The sequence below is a fragment of the Streptomyces spinoverrucosus genome (assembly GCF_006539505.1).
Taxonomy (GTDB): Bacteria; Actinomycetota; Actinomycetes; order Streptomycetales; family Streptomycetaceae; genus Streptomyces; species Streptomyces spinoverrucosus.
This window is the reverse complement of record NZ_BJND01000024.1, coordinates 61258-84250: the sequence shown is the minus strand read 5'-3', so window position 1 is coordinate 84250 and position 22993 is coordinate 61258. Positions and strand designations below refer to the sequence as shown.

19 protein-coding genes are annotated in these 22993 nt (G+C 70.7%); 9 read left to right on the top strand and 10 right to left on the bottom strand.

Going from position 1 to position 22993, the window contains the following annotated elements; all coding sequences use genetic code 11:
• The first annotated feature begins 10 nt into the window (after nucleotides 1–10).
• Complete coding sequence (locus tag SSP24_RS17860; RefSeq protein ID WP_141310570.1) at nucleotides 11–541, top strand: YcxB family protein; 531 nt, start codon at nucleotides 11–13, stop codon at nucleotides 539–541.
• Nucleotides 542–553: 12 nt separating this feature from the next.
• Here SSP24_RS17860 and SSP24_RS17855 read toward each other — a convergent pair whose 3' ends face one another.
• From SSP24_RS17855 to SSP24_RS17840, 4 genes are read right to left on the bottom strand one after another with little or no spacing between them, the layout of a single operon-like run.
• A complete protein-coding gene (locus tag SSP24_RS17855; protein WP_141310569.1) occupies nucleotides 554–976 on the bottom strand; it encodes a Fur family transcriptional regulator in 423 nt (140 codons plus the stop codon).
• A 58-nt stretch (nucleotides 977–1034) separates the two neighbouring features.
• On the bottom strand, nucleotides 1035–1937 hold the full coding sequence (locus SSP24_RS17850) for a metal ABC transporter permease (RefSeq protein WP_141310568.1): 903 nt from the start codon (nucleotides 1935–1937) through the stop codon (nucleotides 1035–1037).
• Entirely contained in the window at nucleotides 1937–2713 is a 777-nt protein-coding gene (locus SSP24_RS17845; protein ID WP_141310567.1) for a metal ABC transporter ATP-binding protein, read from the bottom strand. The genes SSP24_RS17850 and SSP24_RS17845 overlap by 1 nt, the downstream gene beginning before the upstream one ends.
• Before the next feature lie 17 nt (nucleotides 2714–2730).
• Complete coding sequence (locus SSP24_RS17840) at nucleotides 2731–3693, bottom strand: zinc ABC transporter substrate-binding protein (protein ID WP_141310566.1); 963 nt, start codon at nucleotides 3691–3693, stop codon at nucleotides 2731–2733.
• 160 nt (nucleotides 3694–3853) lie between these two features.
• Here SSP24_RS17840 and SSP24_RS17835 point away from each other — a divergent pair, with 160 nt between their 5' ends.
• From SSP24_RS17835 to SSP24_RS17820, 4 genes are all read left to right on the top strand, one after another.
• A complete protein-coding gene (locus tag SSP24_RS17835) occupies nucleotides 3854–5236 on the top strand; it encodes a glycine--tRNA ligase (protein WP_141310565.1) in 1383 nt (460 codons plus the stop codon).
• 95 nt (nucleotides 5237–5331) lie between these two features.
• Nucleotides 5332–5946 carry a LysE family translocator gene (locus SSP24_RS17830; protein WP_141310564.1) on the top strand — a complete coding sequence of 205 codons (615 nt, stop codon included), beginning with the start codon at nucleotides 5332–5334 and terminating at the stop codon, nucleotides 5944–5946.
• Nucleotides 5947–6037: 91 nt separating this feature from the next.
• The gene (locus SSP24_RS17825) at nucleotides 6038–7048 is read left to right on the top strand and encodes an aldo/keto reductase (protein ID WP_141310563.1); all 1011 of its coding nucleotides are present in this window, start codon (nucleotides 6038–6040) and stop codon (nucleotides 7046–7048) included.
• A gap of 25 nt (nucleotides 7049–7073) precedes the next feature.
• Nucleotides 7074–7661 (top strand): TetR/AcrR family transcriptional regulator, encoded by a 588-nt coding sequence (locus tag SSP24_RS17820; protein WP_141310562.1) that lies wholly within the window; start codon nucleotides 7074–7076, stop codon nucleotides 7659–7661.
• Between the two features lie 20 nt (nucleotides 7662–7681).
• Here the strand turns inward: SSP24_RS17820 and SSP24_RS17815 are convergent, their stop codons facing one another.
• A complete protein-coding gene (locus SSP24_RS17815; protein WP_141310561.1) occupies nucleotides 7682–7888 on the bottom strand; it encodes a hypothetical protein in 207 nt (68 codons plus the stop codon).
• Between the two features lie 117 nt (nucleotides 7889–8005).
• The gene (locus tag SSP24_RS17810; RefSeq protein ID WP_141310560.1) at nucleotides 8006–9439 is read right to left on the bottom strand and encodes an MFS transporter; all 1434 of its coding nucleotides are present in this window, start codon (nucleotides 9437–9439) and stop codon (nucleotides 8006–8008) included.
• A 102-nt stretch (nucleotides 9440–9541) separates the two neighbouring features.
• Here SSP24_RS17810 and SSP24_RS17805 point away from each other — a divergent pair, with 102 nt between their 5' ends.
• Nucleotides 9542–10471: a helix-turn-helix transcriptional regulator gene (locus tag SSP24_RS17805; RefSeq protein ID WP_141310559.1), complete on the top strand. Its 930-nt coding sequence runs from the start codon at nucleotides 9542–9544 to the stop codon at nucleotides 10469–10471.
• Here the strand turns inward: SSP24_RS17805 and SSP24_RS17800 are convergent.
• Complete coding sequence (locus SSP24_RS17800; RefSeq protein WP_141310558.1) at nucleotides 10468–11919, bottom strand: MFS transporter; 1452 nt, start codon at nucleotides 11917–11919, stop codon at nucleotides 10468–10470. The genes SSP24_RS17805 and SSP24_RS17800 overlap by 4 nt on opposite strands.
• Before the next feature lie 78 nt (nucleotides 11920–11997).
• On the opposite strand from SSP24_RS17800, the gene dusB reads away from it, so the two are divergent.
• Nucleotides 11998–13131, top strand: coding sequence for a tRNA dihydrouridine synthase DusB (dusB, locus tag SSP24_RS17795; RefSeq protein WP_141310557.1), 1134 nt, complete (start codon nucleotides 11998–12000; stop codon nucleotides 13129–13131).
• On the opposite strand, the gene SSP24_RS17790 is transcribed toward dusB, so the two are convergent.
• The 3 genes from SSP24_RS17790 to SSP24_RS17780 all read right to left on the bottom strand — a co-directional run bounded on the left by SSP24_RS17790 (nucleotide 13132) and on the right by SSP24_RS17780 (nucleotide 18302).
• A complete protein-coding gene (locus SSP24_RS17790) occupies nucleotides 13132–14871 on the bottom strand; it encodes an alkaline phosphatase family protein (protein ID WP_141310556.1) in 1740 nt (579 codons plus the stop codon).
• Nucleotides 14872–14985: 114 nt separating this feature from the next.
• The gene (locus tag SSP24_RS17785) at nucleotides 14986–16923 is read right to left on the bottom strand and encodes an amylo-alpha-1,6-glucosidase (RefSeq protein WP_141310555.1); all 1938 of its coding nucleotides are present in this window, start codon (nucleotides 16921–16923) and stop codon (nucleotides 14986–14988) included.
• The gene (locus SSP24_RS17780) at nucleotides 16920–18302 is read right to left on the bottom strand and encodes an MGH1-like glycoside hydrolase domain-containing protein (protein WP_141310554.1); all 1383 of its coding nucleotides are present in this window, start codon (nucleotides 18300–18302) and stop codon (nucleotides 16920–16922) included. Before SSP24_RS17780 ends, SSP24_RS17785 begins: the two co-directional genes overlap by 4 nt.
• A 120-nt stretch (nucleotides 18303–18422) precedes the next feature.
• Between SSP24_RS17780 and SSP24_RS17775 the strand changes: the two genes are divergently transcribed.
• Nucleotides 18423–19631, top strand: a complete 1209-nt coding sequence (locus tag SSP24_RS17775) for an ROK family protein (protein ID WP_141310553.1) — start codon at nucleotides 18423–18425, stop codon at nucleotides 19629–19631.
• A 441-nt stretch (nucleotides 19632–20072) separates the two neighbouring features.
• Nucleotides 20073–22820, top strand: a complete 2748-nt coding sequence (ppdK, locus tag SSP24_RS17770; RefSeq protein WP_141310552.1) for a pyruvate, phosphate dikinase — start codon at nucleotides 20073–20075, stop codon at nucleotides 22818–22820.
• Nucleotides 22821–22993: the final 173 nt, after the last annotated feature.

The following is a 22993-nucleotide window of genomic DNA, read 5'->3' as shown; positions in this document are numbered from 1 at the left end:
AGTCCCGCCCATGGATCACCAGGGGCGGGACATCATTCAGGACAGTGGCACCGACACCGTCGAGCTGGCCTTCCGGCCGACACGGGCCGACATTCTCCGAGGCATACAGGTCCGTGATCGCATTCGGCGGCTGACGCCGGTGCGGTGGGTGGCCGCGGTGCTGTTCGCTGCGTTCGGCGCGTTCCTCGCCCTCGGTGGGGCGGATGCGGCGCCGGGGGTCGCGCTTTCGCTGCTGACCGCGGTCCTGATCTGGGGCACGCCCCGCATTCAGGCCAACCATGTGTTCCGGACCGTCTCGTGGCAGGGCGAGTATCGGGCCACGGTGTCCGATGCCGGGATCACGGTCGAGACCGACCACACCACGCTGACGCAGCGCTGGTCGCTGTTCCGTGGGTATCGCGAGACCCGAGATCATCTGGTGCTGCTCAGCCGCGACCCGAACATCCTGATCCTGGAGGTCGCGCCCAAGCGCGGCCTGCGCACCGCGGACGACCTGGACCGTCTGCGGACCCTGCTGGCCCGGCACCTGCCCCGGGTCTGAGAGAGCCGGGGCTCAGTCCCGCTCGGCCGCCGCCGCGCAGTCCGCGCAGGTGCCGAAGATCTCCACCGTGTGCGCCACGTTGACATAGCCGTGCTCGGCGGCGATGGCCTCCGCCCACGTCTCCACAGCAGGCCCCTCCACCTCGACGGCCTTGCCGCAGCTGCGGCAGACCAGGTGATGGTGGTGTTCGCCGGTGGAGCAGCGGCGGTAGACGGACTCGCCGTCGGCGGTGCGCAGGACGTCGACCTCGCCGGCGTCGGCGAGCGACTGCAGGGTGCGGTAGACCGTGGTGAGCCCGACGGCGTCGCCCTTGTGCTTGAGCATGTCGTGCAGTTCCTGCGCGCTGCGGAACTCGTCGACCTCTTCCAGGGCTGCCGCCACGGCGGCGCGCTGCCGAGTGGCGCGGCCCTTCACGGGCGGTCCAGCGGTGGTCACCGGTTGCCTCCTTGCTCTGCGTCTGCCGGGCCATTGTGCCAGCCCGGACTGGGCGCAGTCAGACGCCGACCTCGTCCCCGGCTGCCCGGGTGGCCGGAATCGCACACTCCGCCGGGTCCCCGGCAGGGTGCGCGGTGGCCAGCGCCCGCGCGCGCCGCCGGGCCAGCGGAGCCGCCAGCGCGGTCAGCACGACGAACGCGCCGATGGTCAGCAGCACAATGGTCGCGCCGGGCGGAACATCCTGGTAGTACGAGGTGATCGTGCCGCCGAGGGTGACGGCCACGCCGATCGCGACCGCGACCGCGAAGGTCGCCGCGAAGCTGCGGGTGAGCTGCTGGGCGGCGGCCACCGGCACCACCATCAGCGCCGACACCAGCAGCAGACCGACCACCCGCATCGCCACGGTGACCGTCACCGCCGCGGTGATCGCCGTCAGCAGGTTCAGCGCCCGCACCGGCAGGCCCGTCACCCGCGCGAACTCCTCGTCCTGGCTGACCGCGAACAGCTGCCTGCGCAGCCCGAGGGTGACCAGGACCACGAACGCGGCGAGCACGCAGATCGCCGTGACATCGGACTCGCTCACCGTCGACAGCGAGCCGAAGAGGTACGACGTGAGGTTCGCGTTGGATCCGGTGGGCGCGAGGTTGATGAACATCACGCCGCCGGCCATACCGCCGTAGAAGAGCATGGCGAGGGCGATGTCGCCGCGGGTGCGGCCGAACCAGCGGATCAGCTCCATGAGCACCGCGCCGAGGATGGAGACGATGGTCGCCATCCACACCGGGGACCAGGAGAGCAGGAAGCCCAGGCCGACGCCGGTCATGGCGACATGGCCGATGCCGTCGCCCATCAGGGCCTGGCGGCGCTGCACGAGGTAGATGCCGATCGCGGGGGCCGTGATGCCGACCAGGACCGCGGCGAGCAGGGCCCGCTGCATGAAGGCGTAGTCGAGGAAGTCCATCAGCTGAGCAGTCCCGTGCGGATCGGTTCGGCGTCGTGCGCCGCGTGCGGGTGTACGTGGTCGTGGCCGGGCAGGGCGTGCTGGCCGACCGCCTTCGGGGGCGGGCCGTCGTGGGTGACGCAGCCGTCGCGCAGGACCACCGCCCGGTCGATCAGCGGTTCCAGGGGGCCCAGTTCGTGCAGGACGAGCAGCACGGTCGTACCGGAGGCGACCTGGTCCCGCAGGGTGCCCGCGAGTACCTCCTGGCTGGCCAGGTCGACGCCCGCCATCGGCTCGTCCATGATCAGCAGGTCGGGTTCGGAGGCGAGGGCGCGGGCGATCAGCACGCGCTGGTGCTGGCCACCGGAGAGGGCGTTGACCGAGTCCTTGGCGCGGTCCGCCATGCCGACCACCTCCAGGGCCCGGCGTACGGCCGCGTGGTCCGCCTTGCGCAGCATGCCGAAGCGGGCCCTCGACAGCCGCCCGGAGGAGACGACCTCCGTCACCGTGGCCGGCACCCCGCCCGCGGCCGTCGTGCGCTGCGGGACGTACCCGACACGCGCCCAGTCCCGGAACCGGTGCCGCGGGGTCCCGAACAGCTCGATCTGCCCGGCGCTGACCGGCACCTGCCCGATGACGCTGCGTACCGCCGTCGACTTGCCCGAGCCGTTCGCGCCGAGCAGCGCGACGACCTCACCGTGGCGCACGGTGAGGTCGATGCCGCGCAGGACGGGGCGTGAGCCCAACTCGGCGCGGATGCCGCGCATCGATATGACGGGCTCTCCCGTGGCGCCCATGGCGTCCTCCGTAACGATCACTTGGTGCCCAAGGCCGTTTCCAGTGCCTTGAGGTTGGCCTGCATGACCTGGAAGTAGTCGTCGCCCTTGGACTTGTCGGTGATGCCCTCGAGCGGGTCGAGGACGTCCGTCTTCAGGCCCGCGTCCTTGGCGAGGGTCTTCGCGGTCTTGTCGCTCACCAGTGTCTCGTAGAAGACGGTGGTCACGCCGTCGGCCTTGGCCTCCTCCTGGAGTTCCTTGATCCGGGCGGGGCTGGGCTCGCTCTCCGGGTCGAGGCCGGAGATGGCCTCCTGGGTCAGGCCGTAGCGCTCGGCCAGGTAGCCGAAGGCCGCGTGGTTGGTGAAGAAGACCTTGGTCTTGGTGTCCTTCAGGCCGTCCGTGTACTCGGTGTTGAGCGCGTCCAGCTTCTTGACCAGGGCCTCGGTGTTCTTCTTGTAGTCGGCCGCGTGGTCCGGGTCGGCCTTCTCGAAGGCCGCGCCGACGCCGCTCGCGACCTCGGCGTACTTCACCGGGTCCAGCCAGACGTGCGGGTCGAGGGCGTGCTCCTCCTCCTCGGACTCCGCGTGCGCCTCCTCACCGGCGTGCTCGTGCTCGACGTCGCCGTGGTCCTCCAGCTTGGTGAGGGTGGCCGCGTCGATCTTCGTCTTGACGTCGGTCTGGGCGACCGCCTCGTCGACGGCGGGCTGGAGGGTCTTGAGGAAGAGGATCGCGTCCGCCTCGCCGAGCTCGGCGGTCTGCTTGGTGCTGAGCTCCAGGTCGTGCGGCTCCTGACCGGGCTCGGTCAGGGTGGTGACGTTCACATGGTCCCCGCCGATCTGCTCGGCGAGGAACTGCATCGGATAGAACGAGGCGACGACGTCGAACTTGTCCGTGTTGCCCGCGCCGCCCGCGCTCGCGGTGTCGTTGGAGCAGGCGGAGACGGCAGTGAGGCTGAGGGCGGCCAGTGCTGCCGTGGGGATCAGGCGTCGTCGTATGTTCATGAGAGTCATTTTCAACAAAATTGGAAACGGTTGTCAACAAAGGGCCGATTCGGTTCAGGGGGAGCCCCGATTTGGTTCAGGGGGAGTCCGCGCCGGTAACCTGAATCATTCGCTGGAAGCATCTCGCTTCGTCGCCCGTCGTCGTAATGAAGAGAGCACCGTGGCCGCCGACAAGATCGACACCATCGTCAGCCTGAGCAAGCGCCGTGGCTTCGTTTTCCCCTGCAGTGAGATCTACGGCGGTCAGCGTGCCGCCTGGGACTACGGGCCCCTGGGTGTCGAGCTCAAGGAGAACCTCAAGCGTCAGTGGTGGCGCTACATGGTGACGTCGCGCGAGGACGTCGTCGGTATCGACTCGTCCGTCATCCTGGCCCCCGAGGTCTGGGTCGCCTCCGGTCACGTCGCCACCTTCACGGACCCGCTGACCGAGTGCACCTCCTGCCACAAGCGGTTCCGCGCGGACCACCTGGAAGAGGCGTACGAGGAGAAGAAGGGCCGCGCCCCCGAGAACGGCCTCGCCGACATCAACTGCCCGAACTGCGGCACCAAGGGCCAGTTCACCGAGCCCAAGCAGTTCTCCGGCCTGCTGTCGACGCACCTCGGCCCGACCCAGGACTCCGGCTCCATCGCCTACCTGCGGCCGGAGACCGCGCAGGGCATCTTCACCAACTTCGCCCAGGTGCAGACCACCTCGCGGCGCAAGCCGCCGTTCGGCATCGCCCAGATGGGCAAGTCGTTCCGCAACGAGATCACGCCGGGCAACTTCATCTTCCGCACCCGTGAGTTCGAGCAGATGGAGATGGAGTTCTTCGTCAAGCCGGGCGAGGACGAGAAGTGGCACGAGTACTGGATGGAGCAGCGCTGGAACTGGTACACCGGCCTGGGTCTCCGTGAGGAGAACATGCGCTGGTACGAGCACCCCAAGGAGAAGCTCTCCCACTACTCCAAGCGCACCGCCGACATCGAGTACCGCTTCCAGTTCGGCGGCAGCGAGTGGGGCGAGCTGGAGGGTGTCGCCAACCGCACCGACTACGACCTCTCCTCGCACTCCAAGGCCTCCGGCCAGGACCTCTCCTACTTCGACCAGGAGGCCGGCGAGCGCTGGACGCCGTACGTCATCGAGCCCGCGGCCGGTGTCGGCCGGGCGATGCTGGCCTTCCTGCTCGACGCCTATGTCGAGGACGAGGCGCCGAACGCCAAGGGCAAGATGGAGAAGCGCACGGTGCTGCGGCTCGACCACCGCCTCGCGCCGGTGAAGGTGGCGGTGCTGCCGCTGTCCCGTAACCCGGAGCTGTCCCCGAAGGCCAAGGGTCTCGCGCAGGCGCTGCGCCAGAACTGGAACATCGAGTTCGACGACGCCGGCGCGATCGGCCGCCGCTACCGCCGCCAGGACGAGATCGGTACGCCGTACTGCGTGACGGTCGACTTCGACACCCTGGAGGACAACGCGGTGACGGTGCGCGAGCGCGACACCATGAAGCAGGAGCGGGTGTCTCTCGACCAGATCGAGGGCTACTTGGCGGGGCGTCTGATCGGCGCCTAGGACTCAGGGTTCACGCCGACCACGTGTGATTGGCCCCCGATACAGGTTCCTTTGTGGACCTGTAACGGGGGCCATCGCGCTATCAGGGTGGCCGTATGAGCATCGCGTTTCTGCTGACCACCCTCGTTGTCGTCGTCACCCCCGGCACCGGCCTCGTCTATACCCTCGCCGCCGGGCTCTCCCGGGGGCGGCGGGCGAGTGTCGCCGCCGCCTTCGGGTGCACGCTGGCGATCGTGCCGCATGTGCTGGCCACCGTCACCGGCGTCGCCGCGCTGCTGCACGCCAGCGCGACCGCTTTTCAGGCGCTGAAGTACGCCGGTGTCGCCTACCTCCTCTACATGGCCTGGGCGACGGTGCGGGAGAAGGGCGCGATCGACGTCGGCCAGGAGGGTGCCCCGCCCGTCACCTCGGGGCGGGTGATCGTGCGGGCCGTGCTGATCAATCTGCTCAACCCGAAGGTGACGATCTTCTTCCTGGCGTTCCTGCCCCAGTTCGTGAGCCCCGCCGAGCCGCACGCGGTGCCCCGGATGCTGATGCTGGGCGGTGTGTTCATGATGGTGACATTCGTCGTGTTCGTCGCCTTCGGGCTGCTCGCGGCGTCCGTGCGCAGCCATGTGGTGTCCCGGCCGCGCGTGATGACCTGGCTGCGCCGGACGTTCGCGGGGTCGTTCGTGGCGCTGGGGGCGAAGCTGGCGTTCACGGCGCGCTGAGCGGGCCCTCGCAAGGGCTAACAGACTGCGGCTAACAAATTACAGCTGACAGATATTGAAATCTGTCAGCTGTTAGGGCAAGGTGGAGGACATGACGATGCAAACGCGCACTCTCGGAACCACCGGCCCCCAGGTCTCCGCCCTCGGCCTCGGCTGCATGGGCATGTCCGCGCTGTACGGCGAGGCGGACCGGGCCGAATCCATCGCCACCATCCACGCCGCCCTGGAGGCCGGCGTCACCCTGCTCGACACCGGCGACTTCTACGGCATGGGCCACAACGAGCTGCTCATCGGCGAGGCCCTGCGCGCCGCGCCCGCCGCCCGGCGCGAACAGGCGCTGCTCAGCGTGAAGTTCGGCGCCCTGCGCGACCCGGACGGCGGCTGGTCGGGCTACGACGGCCGCCCGGCCGCCGTGAAGAACTTCGCCGCCTACTCGCTCCAGCGCCTCGGCGTCGACCACATCGACGTCTACCGGATCGCCCGCCTCGACCCGGACGTCCCGATCGAGGAGACCGTCGGCGCGATCGCCGAACTGGTCGAGAAGGGGTACGTCCGGCACATCGGCCTCAGCGAGGTCGGCGCCGAGACGATCCGCCGGGCCGCCGCCACCGCCCCGATCTCGGACCTGCAGATCGAGTACTCGCTGATCTCGCGCGGCATCGAGACCGAGATCCTGCCGACCACCCGTGAACTGGGCATCGCCGTCACGGCGTACGGCGTGCTCTCGCGCGGGCTGATCTCCGGCCACTTCACCGCCGACCGGCAGCTCGCCGCGAACGACTTCCGGGCCCTGTCGCCCCGCTTCCAGGGCGAGAACCTCCAGCACAACCTGAACCTGGTGGAGGCGCTGCGGAAGATCGCCGAGCAGAAGGGCGTGAGCGTCGCGCAGATCGCCATCGCCTGGGTGCTCTCGCGCGGCGACGACATGGTGCCGCTGGTCGGCGCCCGCCGCCGGGACCGGCTGACGGAGGCGCTGGGCGCGCTGGACGTCACGCTGGACGAGGCCGACCTGCGGGCGATCGAGGAGGCCGTCCCGGCGGATGCGGCGGCCGGCGACCGCTATCCGACGCAGCAGATGTCGCACCTCGACAGCGAACGCTGATCCGGGCACGAGGTACGGTCACCTCATGCCCCCGACCAGCGAAACCCTGACCGCCGAGCGCATCCTCGAAACGACCGAGGAGGTGCTGCGCCGTCACGGCCCGGCCAAGGCCACCGTGGTCGACGTGGCCCGCGCGCTCGGCGTCAGCCACGGCAGTGTGTACCGGCACTTCCGCACCAAGGCGGCGCTGCGGGAGGCGGTCACGAAGCGGTGGCTGGACCGTACGTCCGAGGCGCTGGCCGGGATAGTCGCCGAGGACCGTGACCCGGAGGCGCGGCTGCGGGACTGGCTGCGGGGGCTGTTCGACGCCAAGCGCCGCAAGGCGGGCGACGATCCGGAGTTGTTCGCGACCTACATGGTGCTGACCGGCGAGAGCAATGAGGCGGTCCCGGAGCACATCGACGATCTCACCGCCCAGTTGACCCGGATCATCGAGGCGGGGGTGGCGGCGGGCACCTTCGCGTCCGACGACCCCCAGAGCACGGCCCGCGCGGTGTTCCATGCCACGGGGCGCTTCCACGACCCCTGTTACGCACCCGAGTGGGCACAGCCGGAGGCTGAGGCGGACTTCGCGGCGCTGGTGGAGCTGGTGGTGCTGGGGCTGCGGGCCTGACCCAGGCGACCGGCGACCCGTCAGGCCCCGGCGGGGTCCACCGTCGCCTGGTGCGCCTCCGCGAGGTGCTCCTCCGCCTTCAGCCAGGGCAGGAACTGCGCACCCCGCCGCCAGCCGCACGTGTCGCATCGGATCGTGCGCTGCACACCGGTGCGCTGGACCCGGACCACGTGTTCGCGTCCGTGCTGGTCCCACCGGCTGACCTTGCTCGTGTCGATCTGCGACATGACGCCTCCAGCGTCCGGTCCGGCGATCCGTTCGTGCGGTCGTGCAGCAAGGAGTGTGCAGCAGGATCAACATCAACAGGGATCTCTTCACACAGCTGTGCCCTCGCGTCGCGGGGTTCAGCCGACCGTGCGCGGCAGGCGCAGGCTCAGCAGGCCGGTCAGGGCGATACCGGCGAGCTGCACGACAAGCGTGGTGACCAGGGCGTTCCGCATGCCCAGCGCCGGGACCAGTGAGAGGAACAGGGTGCCGAGGGTGGCCACGCCCAACGCCAGTGCGGACTGCTGGGTGGTGATCATCACGCCGCTGCCGACGCCGGCCCGGGCGCCGGGCACCTCGGAGAGCACGACGCGGAAGACGACGGGGAGTTGCAGCGCCTGGCCGACGCCGGCGATCGCGGCGCCCGGCAGCAGCTGCACCCACCCCAGCTCCGGCCAGGAACGCCAGGCCGCGAGCGCCATCAGCCCCACGCCCACCGCCTGGACCAGCGCACCGGCGGTCACCACACGCGTGCCGTAACGGGCCACCAGGCGCGGACCGGCGAGGGAGACACAGAAGAAGGTCACCGCCATCGGCACCAGCGCGACCCCCGCCGCGACCGGCCCCAGCCCCGCCCCCTGCTGCAACGCCACCGCGATCACGAACATGAACCCGCTGAACCCGATCGAGAACGGCACGATCAGCACCAGCCCCCGCCGCAGCGAGGTCAGCGCGAACAGGCTCGGCGGCACCAGCGGCGTACGCCCCCGCCGGTCCGCCCGCCGCTCCACGGCGTAGAACGCGGCCGCCAGCAGCGGAAACGCGGCCAGCGACAGCCACGTCCACAGCGGCCAGCCCGCCGCCCGGCCCTCGGTCAGCGGCGCCAGCAGGGCGAGCAGGGCGGCGGCGAGCAGCACGGTCCCGGGCCCGTCCACCGGCTCCGGATGCGGGGAGCGGGTCTCCGGTACGGCGCGGGCGGCGAGGACCAGGCCCACGACGACGACCGGCACGTTCACCAGGAACACCGAGCGCCAGCCGGTGCCCGCGACATCGGCGGCGACCAGCACCCCGCCGAGGATCTGCCCGGCGACCATCGCCAGCCCGGCCGTCGCGCCGTACATGCCCATCGCCCGGGCGCGGCGCGCTCCGGCGGTGGCCGACTGGATGGTGGCGAGCACCTGCGGCAGCATCGCGGCGGCCGCCGCGCCCTGCGCGACCCGCGCCGCCACCAGCATCCACGCGTCGGGCGCGAGCCCGCAGGCCAGCGAGGTGAGGCCGAAGGCCGCCATGCCGCCCAGGAACAGCCGCCGCCGCCCGAACAGGTCGCCGAGCCGGCCGCCGAGGACGAGCAGGACGGCGTACGCCAGCCCGTACCCGGCGACGACGAGTTCCAGCACCGCCTCGCCCGCGGCGAGGTCGGCACCGATGCTGGGGAGGGCGACATTGACGATGAAGAAGTCGATGAGCGGCAGGGCCGCGCCGAGCAGCACGGTGAACAGCCCGAGCCCGTCGAGCACGGGTGGCGCCTGGACGGCGGAACCGACCGGGCGTGCGGAAGTGGTGGTTTCGGTCACAGCATCGAGCGTGCGGGGTCGCTCAGGCTGGTACCAGAGTGTCCTTATCCTGGTACCGGGACCACCTGGAAACAGGATCCGGGCGGCGGCAGGCTGGGGGACATGACGACGATGGCTCAGGAACCGGCGGTGCGCCCCCGGGAAGCCGAGATCCGGCGGCACGAGCTCGCCGCGTTCCTGCGCAGCCGCCGCGAGCGGATCACCCCCGAGCAGGTCGGCCTGCCCCGCGGCCGCCGGCGCCGCACGCCCGGCCTGCGCCGCGAGGAGGTCGCGCAGCTCTCCGCGGTCGGCGTCACCTGGTACACCTGGCTCGAACAGGCCCGGGACATCCAGGTCTCCGTACAGGTCCTGGACGCCCTCGCCCGCACCCTCCTGCTGGACGCCGGTGAACGCGCCCATCTCTTCACCCTGGCCGGCACCACGGACCCGACGCCGGCGACGACGTGCCCGTCGGTGACCCCGGCGATGCGGGCCGTCCTCGAACAGCTGGAGCCGTACCCGGCGTGCCTGCAGAACGCCCGGTACGACATCCTCGCCTACAACCGCACCTACGGCCTGCTCCTGTGCGACCTGGACGCGGTCCCGCCCGAGGACCGCAACTGCCTGGTCCTCTCCTACACCCACCCCGAGTGGCAGTCCTCGATCGTGCACCTGGAGGAGACCCAGCGCCTGATGGCCGCCCGCTTCCGCGCCGCGATGGCCGGTCACCTGGCCGAGCCCGCCTGGAAGATGCTGCTGGGCCGCCTGCGCACGGAGTCCCCCGAGTTCCGCGAGGCCTGGGACCGCCATGAGGTCGTGGCCCACCGCACCAAGCGCAAGGAGTTCCTCAACCGGCACGTGGGCCGGGTGGTGCTCGACCACACGGACCTGTGGCTCAGCCCCGAGACCGGCCCGAGGATGGTGACGTACGTCCCGGCGGACGAGGAGTCGAGGGAGCGCTTGGAGAAGCTGCGCCTTATATCGCTGGGCAAGGCGACCGACCTGAAGGGGCGCGGGGAACTGCGCGACCAGCCACGTACAACCCGCACCTAGGCACCCTCAGCAGCCCCCACCACCTGCCGCCCCCCACCGGCCTCCAACCGCTCAGCCGCCCGCTCAGCAGTCCCCCGAGCCCACCGCCCACTGCTCAACACCCCGAACACCAGCACCCCCACCCCACACACCACGAGAACCCACCACCCCGGCCGAGCAGCCGAAACAAACGCCTCCCGATACGACGACCCCCCGATCCCCGACGCCAGCACCGCGCCCACCACCGCGACCCCCAGCGTCTGCCCGAGCTGCCGACTCGTAGAGGCAACCGCCGCCGCCACCCCCGCCTGGGCCCGCGGCATCCCCGACACCGCCGTATTCGTGATCGGCGCGTTCACGAACCCGAACCCCACCCCGAACAGCACGTACCCCACGAACAACGTGACATCCGACGTCTCCCCCTCGAACCCCGCGAACAGCACCGCACTCGCCGTCATCGCCACCCCCGCGATCAGCAACGGCACCCGCGGCCCCCGAGTCCCCACCAGCCGCCCGGCCACCGGCGCGCACAGGAACGTCGGTACAGCCATCGGCAGCATCCACAGCCCGGCGTGCAGCGCGTCCAGCCCCCGCACGTTCTGCAGATACAGCGTCGACAGGAACAGGAACCCACCCAGCGCCGCGAACGCGCTGATCGCGATCACCGTCGCCCCACTGAACGGCGCCGACCGGAAGAACCGCAGATCGATCAACGGCTCCGCGCGACGCGGCTCGTACACGAGCAGGCCCACCAACGCGGCCAACGCCACCGCCACGAACGGCGCCACCGTCGCGCCCCCGGCGCTCGGCGCCTCGATGATCGCGTACGTCAGCGCCCCGAACAGCGCGATCACCAGCAGCTGACCCACCGGATCGGCCCGCCGCGCCTTCGGGGCGCGGGACTCGGGGACGTACCGCAGCGTCAGCAGCAGTGCGGCGGCCCCCACCGGAAGGTTGATCCAGAAGATCGCCCGCCAGTTCACCGCCTCCACCAGCAGGCCGCCCACCAGCGGGCCCGCAGCCATCGAGATACCGACGACCGCGCCCCACACCCCGATCGCACGGGCGCGCTCGCGCGGGTCGGTGAAGGTGTTGGTGATGATCGACATGGCGACCGGGTTGAGCATCGAGCCGCCCACCGCCTGCACCATGCGGAAGACCACCAGCGTGTCCAGATTGGGCGCCACCGAGCACAGCGCCGAGCCGATGGTGAAGACGATCAGGCCCGCCATGAACACCCGCTTGCGGCCGATCCGGTCGGCCGTGGAGCCCGCGAGCATCAGCAGGGACGCCAGGACGAGGGTGTAGGCGTCGATCGTCCACTGGAGGCCGGACGTGCTGGCCCGCAGGTCGCGCTGCATCGAGGGCAGGGCGACGTTCAGGACGGTGTTGTCGAGGCTCACGATCAGCAGGCTCATACAGCAGATCGCGAGGACCAGCATGCGGCGTCGGGGGCTGAGCTCGGGCATGTGGCCCACCATACGCCGATTTCGATAGTGTGGCTAACTAACGAATTTTACCAACTCATTGCACGGCACAATGGAGGAATGTCCACGCCCCTGCAGATCGGTCCGCACACCGTCCAGCCGCCCGTCGTCCTGGCCCCCATGGCTGGGATCACCAACGCGCCCTTCCGCACCCTGTGCAGGGAGTTCAGCGGTGGCAAGGGCCTGTTCGTGAGCGAGATGATCACGACCCGGGCGCTGGTCGAGCGCAACGAGAAGACCATGCAGCTGGTCCACTTCGACGCGACCGAGAAGCCGCGTTCGATCCAGCTGTACGGCGTGGACCCGGCGACCGTCGGCAAGGCCGTCCGCATGATCGCGGAGGAGGACCTGGCCGACCACATCGACCTCAACTTCGGTTGCCCGGTGCCGAAGGTGACCCGCAAGGGCGGCGGCTCCGCGCTGCCGTACAAGCGCAACCTGCTCCGCGCGATCCTCCGGGAGGCGGTCTCCGGGGCCGGTGACCTGCCGGTCACCATGAAGATGCGCAAGGGCATCGACGACGACCACATCACCTACCTCGACGCCGGCCGGATCGCCGTCGAGGAGGGCGTCACCGCCATCGCCCTGCACGGCCGTACCGCCGCCCAGCACTACGGCGGCACCGCCGACTGGGACGCCATCGCCCGGCTGAAGGAGCATGTGCCGGAGATCCCCGTGCTCGGCAACGGCGACATCTGGTCGGCCGAGGACGCGGTGCGGATGGTGAAGGAGACCGGCTGCGACGGGGTCGTGGTCGGGCGCGGATGCCTGGGGCGGCCGTGGCTGTTCGCCGATCTGGTGGCCGCCTTCGAGGGGCGTCCTCAGGACATCGCGCGGCCCACGCTCCGCGAGGTCGCCGATGTCATGGTCCGGCACGCCACCCTGCTCGGTGAGTGGATCGGCGACGAGTCGCGCGGCGTCATCGACTTCCGCAAGCACGTCGCCTGGTATCTGAAGGGCTTCGCGGTCGGCTCCGAGATGCGCAAGCGGCTCGCCATCACGTCCTCGCTCGCAGAACTGCGCGCCGGACTGGACGAGTTGGACCTCGACCAGCCCTGGCCGGTCGGCGCCGACGGCCCTCGCGGCCGTACCTCCGGCAACAACCGCGTCGTCCTGCCGGACGGCTGGCTGAAGGACCCGTACGACTGCGCGGGGATCAGCGAGGACGCCGAACTGGACACCTCCGGCGGCTGATCAGCCCTTCTTCCCCGACGGGATCGAGCCGTACGCCGTCAGGAAGCGGTCCCGGAAGTCGCTCATCTTCCACACCGGCGCGTCCTGCGCGGGCCGCAGCCCGTCCGACCAGCCCCAGCCCGCGATCTTGTCCAGCACCTTCGGGTCCTTGGCGACGATCGACACCGGCACGTCCCGGCCGGAGTCGTAGCCGCTGACCCGGACGATGGGCTGGTGGTCGCCGAGGAAGACCAGGACGGTGTCCTCGGTGCCGTACCGCTGAAGCCACTGGGTGAGGCTGGTCACCGAGTACTCGATGGACTTGCCGTACTCCTCCTTCGACCGGGTGCTGTCGGCGATGATGTCCGCCGGATCGGTGCCCGCCTTCTCGACGGGACCGAAGAGCGAGCCGTCGCCGAGGTCCTCCCAGTCGACCATCTTCGGCAGCGGCGACCAGGGCTGGTGACTGGACGTCAGGATGACCTCCGCCATCAGCGGCTTGTCGCGCTTCTTGCCGTGCACCAGCCGCTGGAACGCCTCCAGCGTGTACTGGTCCGGCATCGTCGACCAGCTGAACTTCGGTCCCTTGTAGCCGAGTTCGAAGGCGTCGTACACGGTGTCCAGCCCGTAGAAATTCGCCTCCGGCCAGCCCTTCTGCACCCCCGGCATGATCCCGACGGTCCGCCAGTCGCCGGTCTTCTGGAACGCCTTGGTCAGGGTGAGATGGTCCCCGGAGGTGACGGTCGCGTAGCGCTGCTGGCTGTCGACCCACAGCCCGGACAGGAACGTGGAGTGGCCGAGCCAGCTGCTGCCCCCGAAGGTCGCGGAGGTCAGCCAGCCGCTCTTCGCGGCGAAGCCCGCCTCGGTGAGGGCCTCGGTGCCGGTGTCGAGGGTCTGGCGGACGCCGGGCGATATCAGTGGGTCCTCGATCGCCTTGCGGCCGTAGGACTCGATGAAGGTGAAGATGACGTCCTTGCCGCGCAGATCCGGTACGAGCTGCTCGCCGGGGGTGTCGGCGAAGATGTCCGTCCTCGCTTCCCGCGCGAACGCCGCCTCGTCCCGCAGCGTCGCCTGCACCTTCTCCGCCCGGGCCTCCGTCAGCGCCGCCGCGTTGTCGGCCGCGACCGGCAACCCGGCGAACTGCAGACCCAGCGCGTACGTCAGGGTCCATACGACGGCGGCGGCGAGCGTCGACCGGACGGCGACCGTGCGGTGCCGGACGAGTACACCGCTCATCCGGACCGTCGCCAGCGTCATCAAGGCGCCGAGGAGTACGACGAGGGCGACGGCGCCGACGGCGAGCACGATGGCTCCGGCCGCGCCCATCGTGTCCTCCATGTACGCCTGGGCGTCGTCGAGCAGGCCCCAGTCGAGGACGAGGTTGAAGTCGCGGCCGAGGTATTCGTTGAAGCCCATGTCGAGCAGGTTCAGCGCGGTCAACGCGGTGAGCCCGAGCCCGGCCACGACGGCTGCCACCAGCCGGGGTCGGCGCGGCAGCACCAGCAGCACGGCGGCCCCGATGATCGCCTCCACCGGGATGCGCAGGAACGTGCCCGCCGTCATCGTCTGCAGGGTGTTGGGCATCAGCAGCGCGATCAGGACCAGGGCCGCGCAGAGGCCGGTGGCGGTGCGGCGCAGGACGCGGGTGGCGGTGGGGTGGGCGGTGCGCCGGCGGGTGAGGCGGCCTTCGGGGGCTTGGGGCTCGGTGTCGTCCGGTGCGTCCTCGGTCGTGTGCCGTGGTTGACGCGTGAAGACAGCCACCCGAAGGTCCCTCCGTACGAAAGCGCAGTGCGGCGGCGGACCCGGCGTGGGGGAACGGGTCCGCCGCCCTCTCGTACGGCCCGCCGCCCCACTGCGTTCACCCGCGCCGGAAACTCACGCGCCCCCGACCGCCGTCAGCAGCGCCAGCGGTGCCGCCGCCGACCGCGACTCCCGTACGCACGCGTGCGGATACGGCACCGGCTCGGCGTGTGTGTCCCGGCCGTACCCGGCGAGCACCTCCGGCAGCCGGTGCCCGGTCGCGGTCGCCGCGTCGACCAGCGCGTGGGCGACCGTGCGGGCCTCGTCGTGCAGGCCGTAGCGGGCGAGACCGAGGGTGATCAGCGCGTTGTCGTGCGGCCAGACCGAGCCGCGGTGGTACGACAGCGGGTGGTACGCCGCCTGCCCGGCCGCCAGCGTGCGCACCCCCCAGCCGGAGAAGAAGTCCGGTTCGACGAGCCGCCGGCCGACGACCTCGCCGTACTCCTTGTCGAGCAGCCCGGACCACAGCAGATGCCCGGCGTCCGAGGCCAGCGCGTCCACCTGGCGGCCGTCGCCGTCCAGGGCGAGGGCGGGGAAGGACCGGTCCGGCATCCAGAAGTCCCGCTGGAAACGGTCGCGCAGATCACCGGCCGCCTGCTCCAGCAGCGCCGCGTACGTCTGGTCCTCCCACGCCGTGCGGGCCAGCCACGCCGTGCGGCGCAGCGCGTCGTACGCGTAGCCCTGCGCGCCCGCCGCCATCACCGGGCCGGTCGGCCGGGTGCCGTCGGCGGAGCAGATGGCGCCGGGGGAGTCCTTCCAGTTCTGGTTGGCCAGGCCCCCCTGGTCGGCGCGGTAGACGAGGTAGCCGCGCGAGGTCAGCCCGCCGTGGTCCAGCATCCAGCCGACGGCCGCGCGGGCGTGCGGCTCCAGACGGCGGGCGAGGCCGGTGTCCCCGGTCTGCTCGACGTACGCCCCGAGCAGCACCAGGAACAGCGGGGTGGCGTCCACCGAGCCGTAGTAACGCCCGTACGGCACCTGCCCGAAGTGCGCCAGCTCGCCGTGCCGTACCTCGTGCACGATCTTGCCGGGCTGGGCGACCGAACCGGGGTTCGTCCCGGTCGCCTGGGTGGCGGCGAGGGCGGGCAGGGTGGCGGCGGCCAGCTGCGGGCGGTAGGGGAGGGCGAAGAGGGAGGTCAGGAGGGCGTCGCGGCCCAGCAGGGTCAGGAACCAGGGGGCTCCGGCGGCCGTGACGCGCAGCTCCTCGCCGTCCGGGCCGGTGGCCGGGACCTGGAGCGCGGCGAGGTCGGCGAGGCCCCGCGCGCAAGCCGCCGCCAGCTCCGGCCAGCCGGTCGGGAAGGCGACGCCCTCGATGAACCGGCCCTCCATCGCGAGGAGTTGCTCGTTGACGGCGCCGGGGGAGCGGGGCACGCGCAGCGCGCGCTTCTCGCCGTGCGGGCGGGCGATGACACGGAGTGTCAGTCCGGCCGTGCCGTGCGGTTCCAGATCGAGGGTCCATACGAGGCGGCGGGCGCCGGTGCCGGTCTCCTCCACGGCGTCCGGGGCGGGGTCGGCGGTCACCGTCGTACGGGATCGCCACTCGCCCCGCTGGTAGGTGAACTCCACGCCGTCCTCGACGACCCGGCGGGAGCGGACGGCGCCGGTCTTTGCGTACGTACGGTGGTCGGAGCGCAGCTCGAACTGGTCGGCGAAGTCGGCGTCGACGGTGAGCGCCAGGCGGACCGTGACCGGCACCGGGCGGTTGCTGGTGACGCGCAGTAGCTCCACGAACGAGCTGTCCCCGACGGCCTGTTCCCGGAAGACCGCGTACCCCGACGGCTCCTGCCGGCCGCCGCGCGGCACGAGGACACAGCGGGCGGTGTCCCCGCCTGCGACGGGACTGAGAGCCTCGGGCACGGCCCCGTCGACGGTGAGCTGCCAGCGGCTCAGATGCCGGGCGTCGCGTACGAACAGGCCGTCCGGTGAGCTGCCGCCCCGTACGCCGCTGATGTCCCCGCCGTCGCCGACGGCGGCGAACGTCCCGCCGTGCACGAGCAGATGATGCCGGTCCGTCATCCCCGGTCCCCTCCCTTGGCTCCGTTGGCACCCTTGGCTTGAAGTAGGTCGAGCGTGAGCGCGGCGGTCCAGCTGAAGCCGGTCGCCCCGCAGGCCTCGCCGGTGTGCGGGTCCACGTACTCCGCGAACCCGGAGGTGTCGGCGGTGTCGAGCATCGCGTCGCGCAGGACGTCGGCCCGCTCGGTGTCGCCGCGCACCCTGAGCCCTCGCTCCACCAGCCAGTTCGTGTTGAACCACGCGGGCCCACGCCAGTACCGGTGCGGGTCGAAGGCCTCGCCGAGCAGGTCGTAACTGGGCACGAGGCGCGCCCCGAAGTGCGGCCCGTCGAGCGTGCGCACGAGGGCGGCGGTGATGTTGCGGGGGAGGGTGGGCAGGAGCAGGGGGATCAGGCCGGAGACGCTGCGTTCGGGGATCAGTTCGCCGTTGCGCAGGTCCCGGCAGAAGAACATCCCCGCCGCCCGGTCCCACAACCGCTCGATCAGCACCCCCGTCAGCCGTTCCGCCCGTGCGTGCCGGGCCGTGCCCGTCGCTCCCAACTCCCGTGCGATCCGGGCCAGCGCGTGCTCCGAGGCGATCAGCAGCGCGTTGAACGCGGGGTCCTCCACCGCGAAGTCGCTCACACCATCGGCGTATCCGCGCTCCCGGTAGTCCGTCGCCAGCCGCACATACCGCCCGTAGTCCAGATCCGTCGGCCGGTCCTCGGGTGCGCCGTGGTCGAGGTCGGCGCGGCGGAAGGAGCGGGCCGGGGCCGGGGTGATGCGGGCGAGCGGGGCGTCCCAGCAGGGGCTGTTGTCCATGCCCTGCTCCCAGGGGTGGACCACCGACGCGAGCCCCGCGCCGCCCAGGTCACGCCGGTGCAGCAGATAGCGGTGCCAGGCCGCCAGCCGCGGGTACACCCCGGCGAGAAAGCCACGCGCCCGCGACAGCCCCGGGTCGGCGCAGTGCACCAGCCACGCGGCCAGCGCGTGCACCGGTGGCTGCACGATGCCGGAGGTCTGTACGGTGCGCGGGGCGCCCGCAGCGCGCCCCGCGGTCGAGGAGCGCCAGAAGTCGGGGCTCGGGAAATAGGCGTCCAGTGGCACGGAGGCGTTGAAGACGATGTGCGGGATCCGCCCGTCGCCCCACTGCGCGGCCAGCAGCGTCTCCAGCTCGATCTGCGCCCGTAACGGCGACACGTGCCGCAGCCCGATCGCGATGAACCCCGAGTCCCAGGACCACTGGTGCGGATACAGCCCGCGCGAGGGGACGGTCGACGTTCCGGTCCAGTTGCCCGCCAGCACCCGCTCGGCCCTGAAGTGCGGTGACTGCGCCTCGGCGCCGGGATCGTATGCGATCGCGCGCTGTGCCGGGCGGTCGGTGACGTGGGCAGTGCGATCCACTCGGGGCTCCCCGAAAGACGTCCGGTCGGCCGGTTCGGCCTCGGCTACCGTAGAGTTACGTCTATTTAACACGCAAAACTCACTATGTAATGCAGGGTTGGGAAACACAAGGGGGTGCGCATGCCCGGACGGAACACGACCCAGGCCAGCGCCGGCGAGCTGCTCGAACTCGTGCGCAGTGGCCGCGCCACCACCCGTGGCGCCCTCCAGCAGGTCACCGGCCTGTCCCGGGCCACCGTCGGCCAGCGCCTCGACCGCCTCTTCCGCGCGGGCTGGCTGCGCGAGGGCGCCGGCGGCCCGGTGGACTCCCCGCTCGGCGGCCGCCCCGCGATCACTCTGGAGTTCGACGACGAACACGCCGTCGTCCTCGCCGCCGACCTCGACACCCGCCACGCCCGCGCGGCCGTCCTCACCCTGACCGGCGAGATCCTCGCCGAACACGGCGGCACCCTGGTCGTCGAGGACGGCCCGGAGCCGGTGCTCGGCGAACTCGGGCGGTGGTTGGCGGAGTTGCTGCAGAAGTGCGGCCACGACGCCGACGAGGTCTGCGGCATCGGCCTCGCCGTCCCCGGCCCGGTCGACACCGACACCGGCCGGGTCGTCCAGCCCCCGATCATGCCGGGCTGGGACGGCTACGACATACGCAGCCGCCTGGCCAGGTCGTTCACCGACCACACCGGTGCCGCGCCCGTCCCCGTCCTGGTCGACAACGACGCGAACCTCATGGCGTACGGCGAACAGCGCACCGGCCACCCCGACTGCTCGGCGTTCGTCCTCGTCAAGGTCTCCACCGGCATCGGCGCGGGCGTCGTCGTCGACGGCTCGGTCTACCGGGGCATCGACGGCGGCGCCGGGGACATCGGCCACATCCGGGTGCCCGAGGGCGCCGACGCGCTGTGCCGGTGCGGTTCGTACGGCTGTCTGGCCGCCGTCGCCAGCGGGGGCGCCGTGGCCCGGCGGCTGGCCGAGGCCGGGGTGCCGGCGGCGTCCGGTTCGGACGTGCGGGAGCTGCTGGCGGCCGGGCATCCGGAGGCGGTGGGGCTGGCACGGGAGGCCGGGCGCCGGGTCGGGGACGTACTGGCGACGGTCGTCACCCTGCTGAACCCCGGTGTGCTGATGATCGCGGGGGATCTGGCCGGAACGCCCTTCCTGACCGGCGTACGGGAACTGCTGTACCAGCGGGCGCTGCCGCGCTCCACGGCCCGGCTGGACATCGTGACCTCGCGGCTGGGGGAGCGGGCGGGGCTGGTGGGGGCGGGTGCGCTGGTCGTGGAGCACCTGTACGCGCCGGAGCGGGTGGAGGAGCGGCTGCGGGCGCTGGGGGTGTGAGGGGCGCGGGCGCTGCGGGTGTGACGGGCGCGTTTCCGTCTCCCTACGACGTCCGCATGACGTCCGCATGGTGAAATCCCGCCGCCTGTGGCAGCGTGATTCTCGCCACCCTTGATAAGGGTTGCGCTCAGATGAGCGGATCTTGGGCGACTGCACTTCTCCAAGGGGTGGCACTCAGTGCCACCCCTTGATCGTTCATCGATCGAAATCAGACGTGCTGGAACCCGCTCATAGGAGCGCAACGTCCCGCCCGGGGGCGAGGTTGCGTTCAAGAAGTGAAAACATCCGCCCGTCACCGCTTACCAAGCCTTGACTTTCGATCCGGTGGCGGACGACTGGTTACAGGCGTATGACGCACAAGTAGACGTACCCAGGCGCCTTCGATCTGGGTATGTTCCTCGCCGTCAGGGCAGCCACCGCGTCCTCGAGGAGTCGAGACCCGTGTCGGAAAACAAAGATCCCCAGGTAGCCGGATCCGGCAAGAGCGTTGAGGGCGTGAAGTTCGTTTACGACTTCACCGAGGGCAACAAGGACCTCAAGGACCTCCTCGGCGGCAAGGGCGCGAACCTCGCCGAGATGACCAACCTGGGCCTTCCCGTCCCTCCGGGCTTCACCATCACCACCGAGGCCTGCAAGGTCTACCTCGACAGCGGCGAGGCGCCGGCGGCACTGCGTGACGAGGTGAGTGCGCACCTCGACGCGCTGGAGCAGAAGATGGGCAAGAAGCTCGGTCAGGCCGACAACCCCCTCCTCGTGTCGGTCCGCTCGGGTGCCAAGTTCTCCATGCCCGGCATGATGGACACCGTCCTCAACATCGGCCTCTCCGACAAGTCCGTGCAGGGCCTGGCCAAGCAGGCCGGCGACGAGCGGTTCGCCTGGGACTCCTACCGCCGCCTCATCCAGATGTTCGGCAAGACCGTCCTCGGCGTCGACGGCGACCTCTTCGAGGAGGCGCTGGAGAAGGCCAAGGAGGCAAAGAAGGTCGCGGTCGACACCGAGCTGGAGGCCGCGGACCTGAAGAAGCTCGTCACTTCCTTCAAGAAGATCGTCAAGAAGGAGGCCGGCCGGGACTTCCCGCAGGACCCGCGCGAGCAGATGGACCTCGCCATCAAGGCGGTCTTCGACTCCTGGAACGGCGACCGGGCGAAGCTCTACCGCCGCCAGGAGCGCATCCCCGGGGATCTGGGTACCGCGGTGAACATCTGCTCGATGGTCTTCGGCAACCTGGGCCCCGACTCGGGCACGGGCGTGGCCTTCACGCGTGACCCCGCCAGCGGCCACCAGGGCGTCTACGGCGACTACCTGCAGAACGCCCAGGGCGAGGACGTCGTGGCGGGCATCCGCAACACCGTCCCGCTCGCGGAGCTGGAACGGATCGACAAGAAGTCGTACGACCAGCTGATGCAGATCATGGAGACGCTGGAGAACCACTACAAGGACCTGTGCGACATCGAGTTCACGATCGAGCGCGGTCAGCTGTGGATGCTCCAGACGCGCGTCGGCAAGCGCACCGCGGGCGCCGCCTTCCGTATCGCCACCCAGCTCGTCGACCAGGGCCTGATCGACGAGGCCGAGGCCCTGCAGCGCGTCACCGGCGCCCAGCTCGCCCAGCTGATGTTCCCCCGCTTCGACGAGAGCGCCAAGATCGAGCAGGTCGGCCGGGGCATCGCGGCGTCGCCGGGTGCGGCGGTCGGCAAGGCGGTCTTCGACTCGTACACCGCGGTGAAGTGGTCGCGCTCCGGCGAGCAGGTCATCCTGATCCGCCGTGAGACCAACCCCGACGACCTGGACGGCATGATCGCGGCGGAGGGCATCCTCACCTCACGCGGCGGCAAGACCTCCCACGCGGCCGTGGTCGCGCGCGGCATGGGCAAGACCTGTGTCTGCGGCGCGGAGGAACTGGAGGTCGACACCAAGCGCCGCCGGATGACGGTGCCCGGCGGCCACGTCGTCGAGGAGGGCGACGTGATCTCCATCGACGGCTCGACGGGCAAGGTGTACCTGGGCGAGGTGCCGGTGGTCCCGTCCCCGGTCGTGGAGTACTTCGAGGGCCGGATGCACGCGGGCGCTCAGGACGCCGACGAGTTGGTCGAGGCCGTGCACCGGATCATGGCGTTCGCCGACCGCAAGCGGCGCCTGCGGGTGCGCGCCAACGCGGACAACGCCGAGGACGCGCTGCGCGCCCGTCGCTTCGGCGCGCAGGGCATCGGTCTGTGCCGTACGGAGCACATGTTCCTCGGTGACCGCCGTGAGCTGGTCGAGCGCCTCATCCTGGCCGACACGGAGGCCGAGCGAGAGGAGTCCCTGAAGGAGCTGCTCCCGCTGCAGAAGCAGGACTTCGTGGAGCTGTTCTCGGCGATGGACGGCCTTCCGGTGACGATCCGTCTGCTGGACCCGCCGCTGCACGAGTTCCTCCCCGACATCACCGAGCTGTCGGTCCGCGTGGCCCTGGCGGAGTCCCGCCAGGAGCCGCACGAGAACGAACTGCGCCTGCTCCAGGCGGTCCACCGCCTGCACGAGCAGAACCCGATGCTGGGCCTTCGAGGCGTACGCCTCGGCCTGGTCATCCCCGGCCTGTTCACGATGCAGGTACGGGCGATCGCCGAGGCCGCGGCCGAGCGCAAGGCGGCGAAGGGCGACCCGCGCGCCGAGATCATGATCCCGCTGGTCGGCACGGTCCAGGAGCTGGAGATCGTCCGCGAGGAGGCCGACACGGTCATCGCGGAGGTCGAGGCGGCGAGCGGCACGGAGCTGAAGCTGGCGATCGGCACGATGATCGAACTTCCGCGCGCCGCACTGACCGCCGGTCAGATCGCGGAGGCGGCGGAGTTCTTCAGCTTCGGCACGAACGACCTCACGCAGACAGTGTGGGGCTTCAGCCGGGACGACGTGGAGGCGAGCTTCTTCACGGCGTACTTGGAAAAGGGCATCTTCGGCGTATCACCGTTCGAAACGATCGACAAGGACGGCGTGGGCTCGCTGGTCGCCGCGGCGGCGAAGGCGGGCCGGGAAACCCGCCCCGACCTGAAGCTCGGCGTCTGCGGCGAGCACGGCGGTGACCCGGAGTCCGTCCACTTCTTCCACGAGGTGGGCCTGGACTACGTCTCCTGCTCACCGTTCCGGATCCCGGTGGCGCGCCTTGAGGCGGGCCGGGCGGCGTCACAGTCGGCGGGAAGCGACCACCGCTGACCGTGGCTTGACCCCAGGACCCCGGAACCGCCGTTGATCCCCGACCCTCACGATCCGGCGGCGGTTTCGGACCACGAGGAGAGGGCGGCAACCCTGTGCGGGGGTGCCGCCCTCTTCTGCATCATCTGCGGAGACTGTCAAGCTACCTCGCTGACCAGGGGAAATGGCGTTTG